The sequence below is a fragment of the Solirubrobacter pauli genome (assembly GCF_003633755.1).
GTDB lineage: Bacteria > Actinomycetota > Thermoleophilia > Solirubrobacterales > Solirubrobacteraceae > Solirubrobacter > Solirubrobacter pauli.
On record NZ_RBIL01000001.1, the window covers coordinates 3,964,073 to 3,978,232 of the forward strand.

Sequence of the window (14,160 nt, forward strand, 5' to 3'; positions counted from 1 at the left end):
CCAACGCTCGCCATGCGTCGTCTTCTAGCTCTTGCCGCCGTCGTCGCCCTGGGCCTGTCCGGGTGCGGCGACAAACACGCGTACAACCACGAGGCCGAGACCGAGGGTGAGTACGTGGACGTGGGGAACCTCGTCTACCAGGTCCAGATGTCCCGCTTCCTGAACCCGGGGGACCGCGAGGACCGCGAGTACCTCCAGGGCCTGCCGGCCAACACGCCGCCGCTCGAGGCGGGCGAGGAGTGGTTCGGCGTCTGGATGCGCGTGAAGAACTACTCGAACGACACGATCGACCCGGCCACGGACATCACGATCCTGGACACGGAGGAGAACCGCTACCAGCCGATCCCGCTGGAGAACGTGTTCGCCTACAACCCGGGCCCGCTCGGCGCCGACCAGGTGCTCCCGCTGCCCGACACGGCCGCCGCCAGCGGTCCGATCCAGGGTTCGCTGATCCTCTACCGCCTCAAGGAAGAGTCGATCTCGAACCGGCCGCTCACGCTGCACATCGAGAAGCCCGGGGCCGAAGGCTCCGAGATCTCGTTGGACCTCTAGAAGGCGGCGTCGAGCACGACCCGCGCGGCAGGGGCGGCGGTATCGCCGCCCGTGCCCTGGGCCACGAACAGCGCCGCGACCGCGACCTCCGGGTCGTTGTACGGCGCGAAGGCCACGAACCAGGCGTCCGTGTCCGTCGTGTCGTCCTCGGGCGGCGTGACGGCGTCGGGGTCGGTGACCTCCGGCGGCGGCTCCTCCTTGACCGTCGTCCGCAGCTCCGCGGTGCCGGTCTTGCCCGACACCTTCACGTTCGGGAGCGCGGCCGCGCCGCCGGTGCCGTCGGTGACGACGGTGCGCATGTAGCTCTTGATCGTGCTCGCGACGCTCTTGCTCATCACGCGGGTGGTGCGCGGGTCGTCGCCCCGCAGGAGCGTCGGGGTGGCCTTCACGCCGTCCGCGGCCACGGTCGCGCCGACGACCGCCATCTGCAGCGGTGTGGCGAGGACCTTGCCCTGCCCGATCGCGGTGGAGCCGACCGCGAGGTCGTCGCCGATCTCGTCCGCGGGCGGGATCGTGGACCGGGCGGCGCCCGCGACCGACGGGTCCTGGTTGAAGCCGAAGGCCTCGGCGGTCGCGACCAGCTTCTCCGCGCCGAGCTTCGCGCCCAGCGGCGCGAAGACGCTGTTGCACGAGTGGGCGAACGAGGTGCGCAGCGAGCCGCCGCAGTACTCGCCGTTGGCGTTCTGGATGTCGACGCCCTCGATCGTCGTGCGGTCGGTCACCTCGTAGCTGTCCGTGCGCTTGGCGACCTTGTTCTGCAGCACGCCGGCGAGCGTGACGATCTTGAACGTGCTGCCGGGCGGCTGGGGCGCGGACGTCGCGATTCCCGCGAGCGCGAGCACCTCGCCCGTCTTGGGCGCGATCACGGCGATCCCGCCGTAGCGGCCCGCGAGCGCCTCGACGGCGCCGCGCTGGATCTTCGGGTCGATCGTGGCCTTCACGTCGGCGCCGCGGACCGCCTCCTTGCGGGCGAGCACGCGGCCGCCGGCGTAGAGCACGCCGCCGGGGGTGCCGGACAGGCGGGCGTCGAACTGGCGCTCGAGGCCGGTGAGCCCAACCGGGGCGCCGTCGGGCACGCCGCGCTTGGCGAGCTCGGCCCGGCGCTCCTCCGGCGCGGGGCCGATCCGGCCGGCGATCTCCGAGGCGAGCGGTCCGAGATCCGACAAGCGGTCCGGCCCCTTGGCCAGCGGCGTGCCGTCGCGGGCGAGGATCGACGCGCGCTCGGGCAGCGTCGTCTCGCGCTTGAGCTTCTCGCCGCGGTGCAGGCCGGGGTAGACGAGCTCCGACGTCCAGTCGATGCCTGGGTCCTGGTCCTTGCGCTCGCCGGTCGTGAGCACGAGGACGCCGCGCAAGGTGCCGAAGATGCGGGTCTCGAGCGCGACCGGGACGCGGTCGGCCTGCTCGACGCGCCCGACGCGGACCTGCTCCAGCGTGAGGGTCTCCGCGGCCTGCTTGTACGTGCGCTGCATGCGCTCGAGGCTCGTACGCCGGCGGGCCTCGTCGGACAGCAGCGCGTACATGGCGCGCTGGTCGCCGCGCTCGTACGCGGCCGCGAAGGCCTCGACGGTCCGCTTCTCCGGCGGCACGTGGCGCGCGCCGACCACCATCCCGCCCAGCAACGCGACCGCGGCGGACGCGGCGAGCGGGGCGAAGCGCTTCGGGCTGGCGATGACGTGTCGGCGGGCCACCAAGGGGGATCGTAGGCGAGCACCGGTACGCTCGGGGGGAGTGACGGGGATCGACTGGCTGATCGTGGGCGTCGTGGTGCTGCTCGGCCTGTTCGGCTGGGCGCAGGGTTTTGTCGCCGGGGCGCTCGCGCTCGTCGGGTTCGCGGCCGGTGCGTTCGTCGGCACGCGCGTCGGTCCGCTCGTGCTCGAGGAGGGCAGCCGTTCCCCGTGGTCGCCCGCCTTCGCGCTCATCGGGGCCCTGATCGCGGGCATGGTCTTCGCGATCGGGTTCGAGGGGATCGGGGCGCGATTGCGCGGGCGGGTGCGATCGCCCGCAGCCACCGCGCTCGACGGCTTCTTGGGGTCGGTCCTGACCGCCTGCGTGGGCATCGGCATCGTCTGGGTGCTCGGCGCGTTGGCGCTCGCGAACGGCGGCGAGGCGCGGCGCGAGGTGCAGCGGTCCACGCTCCTGCAGGCCATCAACACCGTGCTGCCGCCGTCCTCCGGCCTACTCGACGCGCTGGCGCGGCTGGACCCGTTCCCGAGCATCGACGGCCCGGAGGCGAACGTGGCCGCCCCGACCGCGGGCATCGCGCGGGCCGAGGGCGTGCGCGCCGCGGCGGCGTCGGTCGTGAAGATCCTGGGCAACGCGTGCGGGCTGGGCGTCGAGGGCTCGGGCTGGGTCGCGGGCGACGGGCTGGTCGTGACCAACGCGCACGTGGTGGCCGGCCAGAAGGACACGCGAGTGCTCGTCCGGGGCCGTGAGCCGGGCCAGGACGCGGTCGTCGTGTCCTTCGACCCCAAGAACGACCTGGCCGTGCTGCGCGTCGACGGGCTGGACGCGCCCGCGCTGACCTTGGCGGTGAAGCCGAAGTCCGGTACGTCGGCCGCGATCCTCGGCTTCCCCGGCAACGGTCCCTACGACGTGCGCGCCGGTCGTGTCGGGCAGACGCGTGAGGTCATCACGCAGGACGCGTACGGCCAGGGTCCCGTGCGGCGGACGATCACGTCATTGCGTGGCGCGGTGCGGTCCGGCAACTCGGGCGGGCCGATGGTCGACAAGGACGGGCAGGTCGTGACGACCGTGTTCGCGGCGACCACCTCGGGGCCGCGTGGCGGCTTCGGCGTCCCGAACGCGATCGCGGCCGCGGCGCTGGAGCGCGCGAGGACCTCCAGCGGGGTCTCGACCGGTCCTTGCACCAGCTAGCGCTACGCTGACGCGCCCAATGAGCAAGACCCTCGTCATCGCCGAGAAGCCGTCCGTCGGCCGAGACCTGACGCGGGCGCTGCCCGGCGCCTTCGCGAAGCATGAGGGGTACCTCGAGTCGGACTCCCACGTGGTCACGTGGGCGGTCGGCCACCTCGTGCAGCTCGCCGAGCCCGACGAGTACGACGCGAAGTACAAGAAGTGGCGCATGAACGACCTGCCGATCGTTCCGCCGAAGTTCAAGCTCGTCGTCCGCGACGAGCGCTCGCGCAAGCAGATGACCGTGATCACGCGGATGCTCAAGCGCGACGACGTCTCGCTGGTCGTCAACGCCTGCGACGCCGGGCGCGAGGGCGAGCTGATCTTCGCCTGGACGTTCGAGAAGGCGGGCGCGAAGAAGCCGGTCCAGCGCCTGTGGCTGTCCTCGATGACCGCCAAGGCGATCAAGGACGCGTTCTCGTCGCTGAAGCCCGCGTCCGAGTTCGCGAAGCTCGAGGAGGCCGCGCGGTCGCGGTCCGAGGCGGACTGGATCGTCGGCATGAACGCCACGCGCGCGGCGACGATCCGCCTGCGCTCCTCGTTCGACGGCGCCGTGTCCCTCGGGCGCGTGCAGACGCCGACGCTGGCGATCATCGCCCGGCGCGAGGAGGAGATCCGCGCGTTCGTCCCCGAGCCGTACTGGCTCGTCGACGCGACGTTCGAGACGGTGGACGACCCGCGCCGGTACACGGGCCGCTTCCACGCCGGCGCGCAGCCGCGCCTGAAGACCGCCGAGGAGGCCGCCGAGATCGTGGCCGCCGTGCAGGGCGGGCGCGGCACGATCACCAAGCTCGAGAAGACCAAGCGCTCCGAGAAGGCACCGCTGCTGTACGACCTGACGTCGCTGCAGCGGGAGGCCAACACGCGCTTCGGGTTCTCCGCCCGCCGCACGCTGGCGGCCGCGCAGCGCTGCTACGAGGAGCACAAGGTCCTCACGTATCCGCGTACGAACTCGCGCTTCCTGCCGACGGACATGATCCCGGAGATCAAGCCGATCGCCGGGCTGCTCGGCACGCAGCGCGAGTACGCCAAGGCGTCCGCGTACGTGACGGGGCTGGACGTGCTGCCGCTGGGCCGCGTCATCAACGACGCGAAGGTCACCGACCACCACGCGATCATCCCGACGAACTCCGACCACAAGGTCGACAAGCTCTCCGACGACGACCGCCGCATCTACGACATGGTCACGCGGCGCTTCCTGGCCGTGTTCCACCCGGACGCCGTGTTCGAGAACACGCGTCTGGAGACCACCGTCGCCGAGCACGTCTTCCGCACGCGCGGCCGCGTGCTGCTCGAGCCCGGCTGGCGTGGCGTCTACGGCGAGGGCCTGGAGGAGCGCGGCGGCGACGACGACGAGGCGCCCGACCAGCAGCTCCCGAAGCTCGTCCAGGGCGAGCAGGCGGACGTGCGCGAGGTCGGCGCCGAGGAGAAGATCACGCAGCCACCGCGGCGGTACAGCGACGCCTCGCTGCTCGGCGCGATGGAGACGGCCGGCAAGCTCGTCGAGGACGACGAGCTGCGCGAGGCCATGAAGGACTCGGGCATCGGCACGCCCGCCACGCGCGCCGCGATCATCGAGCGCCTGATCGACGTCGGCTACGTCGAGCGCGACGGCCGCGCGCTGGTCTGCACCGAGAAGGGGCTGTCGGTCATCCGGCTCCTGGGCGAGCACCCGCTGACCTCACCGTCGCTGACCGGCGACTGGGAGCACCGGCTCTCCAAGATCGAAGAGGGCGACGAGGCGCGGTCGAACTTCATGGCCGACATCGCCCAGTTCGCCGACGCGACCGTCCACGAGCTCGACGAGAAGCTCAAGGAAGTCAAGATCCCGCGCGCCAACCTCGGCCCGTGCCCGGTCTGCGGCCACGACATCGTCGAGAACCGCAAGGGCTTCTCCTGCTGGGGCCGCGAGGACCCGGGCTGCGGCTTCGTCATCTGGAAGAGCAAGGCCGGCAAGACGCTGCCGCCGGCCGTCGCCCGCGAGCTGATCTCCCGCGGCCGCACCGAGAAGCCGGTCACCGGCTTCAAGGGCCGCTCGGGCCGCTCGTTCCGCGCGAAGCTCGCCCTGATGCAGACCGAGGACGGCAAGTGGCGCGTCGAGTTCGACGAGCCGTGGGCGCGTGAAGGCGCCAAGCCGCCCGAGGGCGAAGAGGCCGCCGCCAGCGGCGCTGCCGAGACGACCGCTCCCGCTGCGGCATCGTCGTCGCAGCCCGAAGCCGCGTAGACGCGCCGGGCGGTCCGGCGCCATGGTGCTCAGCGCGCGACGCGCTGGGCCTCATGGCCGCGTTCGGGGAGCACGTCCGGCACCCGAGAGCGCCACCCGAGCTGAGCTCCGCTAGGCTGAAGGCTCGCCCGCGCGCCGCTGCGGCTGCCGCCGGTCCTCGGCCGGCGCGGGAAGCGCGGCGCGGGCGGCTTGCGGGTGCAGGATCGCGTTCCAGAGCGCGGAGATGCCCTGGGCCATCGCGACGATCAGCTCGCCCAGAGGCGTGATCGTCGGGTGCGCGGCGTGCTCGTCCGCGGTCATGGTCTCGATCTCCGGCGGCAGGCCGGGGCCTTCCCCGTGCGTCCACGTCACATAGAGCTCGTGGCTGCCGACCACATGCGCCACCTCGGTGGCGAGGGCAACATCCGTGTCGGTGTGGGCGGCGGGGAGGTGCAGGGTCGGCATCACTGCCTCCGGAACAAGGGTCGAAGCGGACTGGCCCGGTCAATGTTGCAACTCTTAATGGGTTCCGCTGTCGTACATCCGTCCAGATTCCGTTTCGTGCTGCAATCGGGCGGGAAAGGCGGCGCGCCGGCGTCAACCCGTCCGGTCAGCACGCGACCCTATGGGGCCCGTCGATGCCTCTCACGCTGATCACCGGTCCGGCCAACGCCGCCAAGGCGGGCGCCGTCCTCGAGCGCCTGCGCGCGGCGCTCTCGCGCAACCCCGTGCTGGTCGTGCCGACCACCGCGGACGCGACGCACTACGCGCGTGAGCTGGCCGGCGCGGGCCTCGTGTTCGGCGCCGAGGTGACGACGTTCCCGTTCCTGATGCGCGACCTCGCCCGGGCGGCGGGGATCCGGACCCGGCCGCTCGGCCGGCTGGCCCGCGCGCAGGTGGTGCGGGCGGCGGTCGCCGACGTCGAGCTCAAGGCGCTGAAGGCCTCCTCCCAGGGGCCGGGCTTCGCCGAGGCGCTGGGGGACCTGTTCGCGGAGCTGCAGCGCTCGCTCGCGAGCCCGGGGCGCTTCGGCGCGGCGATCCGCGCATGGCGCGAGGGCGGCACAGCCCCCGCCCACGCGGGGGAGCTCGCCGCGCTCTACTCCGCCTACCACGCGCGGCTGCAGGCGCTGGAGACGGTCGACGCCGACGGGCTCACGCAGCTCGCCCTGGACAAGGCGCGCGAGGCCTGGGACGGCCGGCCGCTCTTCCTCTACGGCTTCGACGAGCTGCTCCCGACGCAGCTCGACCTCGTCGAGTCGCTCGTCCGCCACACCGAGACCGAGGTGACGGTCGCGGTCACCTACGAGCCCGGCCGCGCCGCCCTCGCCGGCAGCGCCACGACGGTCGAGCTGCTCAAGCCGCTGGCGCGCGAGCACGTCGTGCTGCAGCCGCGCTCGGAGCACTACGCCCAGAGCGCCCGCGGCGCGCTTCACCACCTCGAGCGCTCGCTGTTCGAGCCGCTCCCCAGGAAGGTCCCGCCGAACGGCGCCGTGCGCCTGCTGGAAGCGGGTGGCGAGCGCGCCGAGGCCGAGCTCGTCGGCGCCTCCGTCCTCGAGCTGCTCCGCGACGGCCTCGCCCCGGAGGACATCGCCGTCCTCGTCCGCGGCCGCCCCGCCAGCGAGCTCTTCGCCCAGGTCTTCGACACCTACGGCATCCCCGTCGCGCACGAGCGCCGCACCCCGTTCGGCGAGACCCGCCTGGGAGCGGGCGTCCTCGCCTTCGCCCGCGCCGCCTCCCCGGCCGGCACGGCCCAGGACGTCGTGACCTGGCTCCGCACGCCGGGCAAGCTCGCCGCCGCGCCCGAGGGACTGCTGGCGGGCCCGCCGCGACCGCCGGAGGGGGAGACCGCCGCGCCGGGCGCCGCGACGCCCCGCGAGGACGTGGCCGCTGAGCCGGGCGCGTTCGCCGCGCGGCCCCTCGACGATCTCTTTGGACCCGGCGAGCCGGCGGCCGACCAGGGCGCGTTGTTCGCCACCGGCCAGCCGGACGAGCTCGACGTGCCGGCCGCGGACGACGGGGGCGACCCGTTCGCCGACGACGACGAGCGTCCGCCGTTCGACGAGTCGCTCGCGCCGGAGTCGGCTTCCGCGCCGGCCGAGGCGTTCGGCGAGCCCGGGCCCTGGGAGGAGGCGCCGCAGGGCGCGGCGAGCCCGTCGCCCGAGCGCGCCGCGGCGCTCGATGCCGTGCCGGAGCCGGTCGGCCTCGTGCCGCCCGACGAGCTCGGTGAGATCTCCGCGCGCCGGCTCTCCGTGCCCAGCAGCGCCGACCTCGCCGACCGGCTCGAGGTCGCGGTTCGCCGCCACGAGGCGCGGAGCGCGCGTGAGGCGCGGTACCACTGGGAGCGGCTGGGCGGGCGCGAGCTCACGGAGCTGGACGCGCTGGGGGACGCGGAGGGCGTCGAAGCCGTCTTGAACCTGCTCGTGGCCGAGGCGGACGCGATCTGGACGGCGCCGCACGTGCGGGCGGCGGACGTGCTGTCGAGCGAGGCGGAGGCCGACGCGCGGGCCGCGCGGGCGCTCCGCCAAGCCGCGAAGGAGCTGACGAAGCTCGCGGACATCGACCCGAAGCTCGTCGAGGACGTCACGGCTGCGCTGGGGGCGATCGAGGTCCGCGACAGCGACGCCGCCGAGGGCGCCCCCGGCGTGCTCCTCGCCGACCCGCTCAACATCCGCGCGCGGCGGTTCCGCGCCGTGTTCGTGTGCGGGCTGCAGGAGGGCGACCTGCCGCAGCGGCCGCAGCCGGAGCCGTTCCTCGACGACGGCGACCGGGCGCAGCTCGCGATCGCGTCCGGGCTCGTGCTGCCGCGTCACGAGGACACGTTGGCGCGCGAGCGGTCGCTGTTCTACGCGTGCGTGTCGCGCCCGGAGGAGGCGTTGTTCCTGTCGTTCCTGACGTCGGACGAGGAAGGCGGGCCGCAGCAGCCGTCGCCGTTCCTGGACGACGTCCGCGCGCTGTTCACCGACGAGCTGTGGGAGGGGCGCGGCCGGCGGCTGCTCGCCGAGATCACGTGGCCGCCGGCGGAGGCGCCGACGCCGCACGAGCTGCGCCGCGCGCAGGCCGCCCGCGCCGAGGGCGATCCGCCCGCGCCACTCGGCGCGCCCCAGGCGCCGGAGGTGCTGCACCTGCTCGCGGCACGTGACCGCGAGTCCGCGCGTGGGCTGGAGACGTTCGCGGGCTGCCCGGTGAAGTGGCTGATCGAGCACGTGATGAAGCCCGCGCCGGTCGACCCGGATCCGGAGGCGATGCGTCGTGGCTCGCTCGGGCACGCCGTCCTCGAGGCGACGCTGCGCGGCCTGAAGGCCGACACCGGCTCGGCGAAGCTCACGTTGGCGACCCAGGACGCGGCGCTGCAGGAGCTCCACACCGCGATCGACCAGCTGATCGCCGCCGCCCGCACGATGCCCGCCCGGGCCGCGGCGCGGGCGCTGGAGGTCGATCTCGAGCGCTACATCCGCCACGAGTGCGCCACCGGCGCCGCCTACGAGCCGGAGCAGCTCGAGTGGAGCTTCGACGCGTTCATGATCGACGGGGTCGCCGTCTCCGGCCGCGTGGACCGCGTGGACCGCAAGGGCGCCACCGCGATCATCCGCGACTACAAGGGCCGCACCGTGCACCCGGGCGCGAAGTGGGCCGAGGACGGCAAGATCCAGGCCGCGCTGTACGCGCTCGCCGTCCGCGAGCAGCTCGGGGTGGAGGTCGTCGGCGCGCTCTACCAGCCGATCGGCACGTCGGACCAGCGCCCCCGCGGCGTCGTCCGCGACGACGTCCCCGGCCGGTACGTCAACGGCGACGTCAGCGACCGCGAGACGCTGGAGACCCGCCTGGAGGAGGCCCGCGCGATCGCCGCCCGCGCGGCCACCGACCTGCGCGCCGGCCGCATCACCCCCTGTCCCGACCGCTGCGGCTACCAAGGCGGCTGCGCTCACCCCGGCATCTGCCGCGCCGTATGAGCACGCCGAAGTTCACCGCCGAGCAGCGCGCCGCGATCGAAGCCCGCAAGGGCTCGTCGCTGCTCGCCGCGAACGCCGGCTCGGGCAAGACGGCCGTCATGGTCGAGCGGATCGCGGCCGCGATCCGCGAGGACGACGTGCCCGTCAACGCGATCCTCGCGCTCACCTTCACCGAGAAGGCGGCGGGCGAGCTGGCCGAGCGCCTGCGCCGCCGCCTGACGGACCTCGGCGAGGCGGAGCACGCCCGCGCGGTCGACGGCGCCTGGATCGGCACCATCCACGGCTTCTGCGCCCGCCTGCTGCGGTCCCAGCCGCTCGCGGCCGGCCTGGACCCGCGCTTCGAGGTGATGGAGGAGACCGCCGCCGAGCGGCTCGCCAACGCGGCCTACGACACCGCGCTGGAGTCCTGGGGCCGCACGCACGGCGCCGAGGCGATCGACCTCGCCGCGTCCTACGGCCCGAACCTGCGCGACCTCATCCGCGGCACCTACTCGACGCTGCGCGCCCGCGGCCAGGCACGTCCGCGCGTGCAGATCCCGCCCCAGACCGCCGCCCCCGACGCCTCCGCGCTCGCCGCCGCCGGGGAAGCCGCCACCCGGGACCTCGCCCCGGCCAAGGACGGCGTCCGCATCGCCGCGGCCCGCACGGCGCTGGAGGAGTGCGCCCGGATCACCGCCCAGGACGGCGTGCCGTGGCCCGGCGAGCTCAACGTCGCCGAGCTCAAGGGCGGCGCGAAGGCGCTCCAGTCGGACGCGTGCGAGGCCTACCGCGAGGTCTGGGCCGCGTACCGCAGCGCCTGCGCCGAGTACCACTCGCACACCGCGCTGACGCTCATAGACGCGCTGCTGCACCGGTACGGGCGCACGTTCGAGCAGGCCAAGCAGGAGCGCGCGGCGGTCGACTTCGAGGACCTCGAGCTGCGCGCCCGCGACCTGCTGGAGAACGCCGAGACGCGCGAGCGCTGGGCCGAGCGGTTCAGCCTGATCATGATCGACGAGTTCCAGGACACGAACGCCGTGCAGCTGGAGATCCTCGAGCACCTGGAGCGCGACAACCTGTTCGCGGTCGGCGACGAGTTCCAGTCGATCTACCGCTTCCGCCACGCGGACGTCGGCATCTTCCGGCGCCGCGCGGAGGGGGTCGTGCGGCGGCTGAACGTGAACTTCCGCTCACGCGAGGAGCTGCTGGACGTCCTCAACACGACGTTCCGGCCCGAGTTCGGCGAGCGCTTCTCGCCGCTGCGCGCGGGCCGGCAGGAGCCGCCCGCCGACGACGGCCCGACGCTGCGCCTGTTCGCGGTGGACCCGCCGTCCGGCGACCCGCCCGTCGAGCTGCTGATCACCGACACGCCCGGCTGGGACGAGCATGAGGCCAAGCTCGGCCTCGCCGGCGGCGGCGACCAGCCGTGGCGGCGCGGGGAGGCCCGCGCGATCGCCCACCGCCTGCGCCAGGAGACCGAAGCGGGCCGCCGCGCCGGGGACATCGTCGTGCTCGTCCGCGCCACCTCGAGCCTCCGCCTCCTCGAAGAGGCGCTCGAGGAGCAGGGCCTGCCCACGTACGTCGTCGGCGGCCGCGGCTACTGGTCGCAGGAGCAGGTCCGCGACGGCCTCGCCTGGCTGCGTGTGCTCGCGAACCCGCACGACGAGGAAGCGCTGCTCACCGTCCTCAGCTCCCCGTTCTGCGGAGCGGACACGGACGAGCTCGTCGCGCTCACCGAGGACGGCCGGCGCCGCGGTTCGCTGTGGGCCGCGCTGCGCGCGCGGGGCGAGACGCGCGACGGCGACCGCATCTCGGCCCTCGCGCGGCTGATCGTCAAGGAGCGCGACCACGCCGAGCGGGCGCCGCTCGAGGTCCTGCTCGAGCGGGCGATCGTCGCCACCGGCTACGACCTGGCGACGCTCTCGCGCCCGGGCGGCGACCGCCGCCTGGCGAACCTGCGGAAGCTGATGCGGCTCGCCGGCGAGTACGAGCGGGCCGAGGGCCGGGACCTGCGCGGCTTCCTGGCCGACGCGCAGGCGCGGGACCTCGCCGAGGCTCGTGAGGGCGAGGCGGCGCTGGAGTCCGAGGGGCTGGACGCGATCCGCCTGATGACGATCCACCGCGCGAAGGGCCTCGAGTTCCCGGTCGTGTGCGTGGCCGACCTCGGCCGCCAGTCGGGTGGGCGGCGCGCGGCGCTGCTCGTGGGGGAGGACCGGACCGCCGGGCTGCGGCTCGCACCGCTCGGCGGCGGCGACACGATCCCGACGGCCGCGTGGGAGCGGCTCGCCGCCGAGGATGCGAACGCCGAGGCCGAGGAGGAGCGGCGGCTGTTCTACGTGGCTTTCACCCGCGCCCGGGAGCTGTTGATCCTGTCCGGCGGCACCGACACGTCGAAGTGGCCCGCGCCGCGCAACGGCGGCCCGCCGATCGACTGGATCGTCCGCGCGCTCACGCCGTCGCTGCAGCTGCCGGCCGTGCTCGAGCGCACGTGGGACGGCCGGATCGCCCGCCTGAAGATCCAGGTCAACACGCCCGAGACGCTGCTGGACGAGGCGCTCGTGAGCCGTCCGCGGACCCAGCACCAGGAGCCGACCGCGCTCCCGTCCGTGCCCGCGAAGGTCACGCCCGAGTTCGTGCGCGGCCGCCCCGCGCCGCAGCGGCTCTCCTACAGCCAGCTGTCCGACTACGCCAAGTGCGGCTACCGCTTCTACCTCAAGCGGGTCCTGAACCTGCCGAACATCCAGCCGCCCCCGCCGGTCGAGGGCGAGCCGGAGACCGTCAGCGGGATCGACCCGCTGCTTCGCGGCTCGATCGTCCACGAAGCGCTCGAGGAGCTCGACTTCGACGCGCCGTGCGCGCCCGCCGACGACGCGGTCCGCGCGCTCACGGACGCCGAGCTCACCGACGAGGAGGTCGCCGAGATCCAGGCCTTCGTCGAGGCGTTCGCCCGGTCACCGCTGTGCGGGCGCCTCACACGGGCCGCCCGCGTCACCCGCGAGGCGGGCTTCCACTTCACGCTCGACCAGGACGGCAGCGGGCCGCTCGTGCGCGGGTTCGTCGACGTCTACGCAGAAGAGCCCGACGGCGCCCACCTCGTCGTCGACTACAAGACCGACCACGTCCCCGAGGGCACGACCCCCGAGGCCTACGTCGAGCGCAACTACGAGACTCAGCGGCTCGTCTACGCCCTCGCGGCGCTGCGGGCCGGCGCGCCCCGGGTCGAGGTCGCCTACTGCCTGCTCGAGCGCCCGGACGAGCCGCTCACGGTCACCTACGACGCCCACGACGCACCCGACATCGCGGCACGCATCCGCGAGCTGGCACACGGCATCCTCACGCACGCCTATCCGGTCACGGACACGCCCCACCGCGAGCTGTGCGGCACCTGCCCGGGCCGCACGAAGCTCTGCAGCTACACCTCGGAAGAGACGCTCAGGCTTCCGCCGGCTCTTTGGCCGGGAGGACCGGGCCGTCGTACGTCTCCGGCAGGTACTTCGCCCGTCGCAGCCCCACCACGGCGTTGAGCTCCGCGCCGAACAGGAGCGCGAGGTTCGTCACCCACAGCCACACGAGCAGGATCACCGCGCCCGCGAAGGCGCCGTAGGTGGCCGAGTAGGACGAGAAGTTCGAGACGTAGACGAAGAACAGCGCCGAGGCGATGATCCACAGGACCACGCCGGTCACGGCGCCCGGCGAGATCCAGCGGAACTTGCGGACCTCGACGTTGGGCGACGCGTAGTAGACGATCGCGTAGATCAGCATCGCGACCGCCAGCGCGGCCGGCCAGCGCAGGATCTTCCAGGCGAGGGCGGCGCTCTCGCCGAGCCCGATCTTCCCGAAGACGTCGGTGGCCAGGCCACCGCCGAGGAAGATCAGCACGAACGTGATCAGGACGAGCGCCATCACGGCGAGCGTCCACATCAGGTCGGTCGCCTTCTGCTTGACGAAACCGCGGCCCTCTTCGACGCGGAAGATCTTGTTGAGCGCGCGACCCGCGGCGCCGAACGCGCCGGAGGCGCCGTTGAGGGCGGTGGCGAGGCCGATAATCAGCGCGACGATGGCGGTGCCACGCTGCTCCTGGGCGGCGGAGAGCGCGCCGGTGACGGCGTCGACGGTGTCCGCCGGGGCGCCGGCGTCACGCAGGTAGTTGGCGGCTTGGTCGATCAGGCCTTGCTGGCCGAACACGCCGAGGAGGGCGGCGCAGAACAGCAGCGCCGGGAAGAGCGACAGCAGCGAGTAGTAGGTGAGCGCCGCCGCGTTGTCCGTGATCTGGTCACGGCGGAACCGCCCGAGGGCCTGCTTGAAGTCGGCAAGCGCGATCGGAGGGCCGGCCTGGCGGCCGTCGGTGACGGCCGCCTCAGGCTTACCGGAGAAGCGGGTCAGTACCCCCGCCTTCCGCCGAAGCGGTTGCCGAGGCCGTAGCCACCGGACGGAATGCCGGCCAGGAGCACGAGCACGGCGGCGATGATCGCGACGATCATCGGAAGGCCCAACGCCACGCAGAGCGCGTAGACAAGAGCCGCGAGCAGAACAGCGATCAGAATGCCAATCACGGTTTCCCCT

At 73.5% G+C, this 14,160-nt stretch carries 9 protein-coding genes; 5 read left to right on the forward strand and 4 right to left on the reverse strand.

The genetic code is table 11. The features are described from left to right. Positions 1-12 precede the first annotated feature (12 nt). The gene (locus tag C8N24_RS18605; protein WP_121252389.1) at positions 13-552 is read left to right on the forward strand and encodes a hypothetical protein; all 540 of its coding nucleotides are present in this window, start codon (positions 13-15) and stop codon (positions 550-552) included. Here C8N24_RS18605 and C8N24_RS18610 read toward each other — a convergent pair. Then, a complete protein-coding gene (locus C8N24_RS18610; RefSeq protein WP_170179185.1) occupies positions 549-2,240 on the reverse strand; it encodes a penicillin-binding transpeptidase domain-containing protein in 1,692 nt (563 codons plus the stop codon). The genes C8N24_RS18605 and C8N24_RS18610 overlap by 4 nt on opposite strands. Positions 2,241-2,280: 40 nt before the next feature. Here C8N24_RS18610 and C8N24_RS18615 point away from each other — a divergent pair, with 40 nt between their 5' ends. Both C8N24_RS18615 and C8N24_RS18620 read left to right on the forward strand, forming a co-directional pair. Further along, on the forward strand, positions 2,281-3,426 hold the full coding sequence (locus C8N24_RS18615; RefSeq protein WP_170179186.1) for a MarP family serine protease: 1,146 nt from the start codon (positions 2,281-2,283) through the stop codon (positions 3,424-3,426). Positions 3,427-3,445: 19 nt separating this feature from the next. Continuing rightward, positions 3,446-5,689, forward strand: coding sequence for a type IA DNA topoisomerase (locus tag C8N24_RS18620; protein ID WP_121252395.1), 2,244 nt, complete (start codon positions 3,446-3,448; stop codon positions 5,687-5,689). A gap of 111 nt (positions 5,690-5,800) precedes the next feature. Here C8N24_RS18620 and C8N24_RS18625 read toward each other — a convergent pair whose 3' ends face one another. Then, positions 5,801-6,133: a hypothetical protein gene (locus C8N24_RS18625; RefSeq protein WP_121252397.1), complete on the reverse strand. Its 333-nt coding sequence runs from the start codon at positions 6,131-6,133 to the stop codon at positions 5,801-5,803. A 173-nt stretch (positions 6,134-6,306) separates the two neighbouring features. On the opposite strand from C8N24_RS18625, the gene C8N24_RS18630 reads away from it, so the two are divergent. Beyond that, positions 6,307-9,618, forward strand: coding sequence for a PD-(D/E)XK nuclease family protein (locus C8N24_RS18630; RefSeq protein ID WP_121252399.1), 3,312 nt, complete (start codon positions 6,307-6,309; stop codon positions 9,616-9,618). Continuing rightward, the gene (locus C8N24_RS18635; protein WP_121252401.1) at positions 9,615-13,121 is read left to right on the forward strand and encodes a UvrD-helicase domain-containing protein; all 3,507 of its coding nucleotides are present in this window, start codon (positions 9,615-9,617) and stop codon (positions 13,119-13,121) included. The genes C8N24_RS18630 and C8N24_RS18635 overlap by 4 nt, the downstream gene beginning before the upstream one ends. Here the strand turns inward: C8N24_RS18635 and C8N24_RS18640 are convergent. Beyond that, positions 13,030-13,980, reverse strand: coding sequence for a YihY/virulence factor BrkB family protein (locus C8N24_RS18640; RefSeq protein ID WP_245971929.1), 951 nt, complete (start codon positions 13,978-13,980; stop codon positions 13,030-13,032). The genes C8N24_RS18635 and C8N24_RS18640 overlap by 92 nt on opposite strands. Further along, positions 13,977-14,150 (reverse strand): hypothetical protein, encoded by a 174-nt coding sequence (locus C8N24_RS35055; RefSeq protein WP_245971933.1) that lies wholly within the window; start codon positions 14,148-14,150, stop codon positions 13,977-13,979. Before C8N24_RS35055 ends, C8N24_RS18640 begins: the two co-directional genes overlap by 4 nt. Positions 14,151-14,160: the final 10 nt, after the last annotated feature.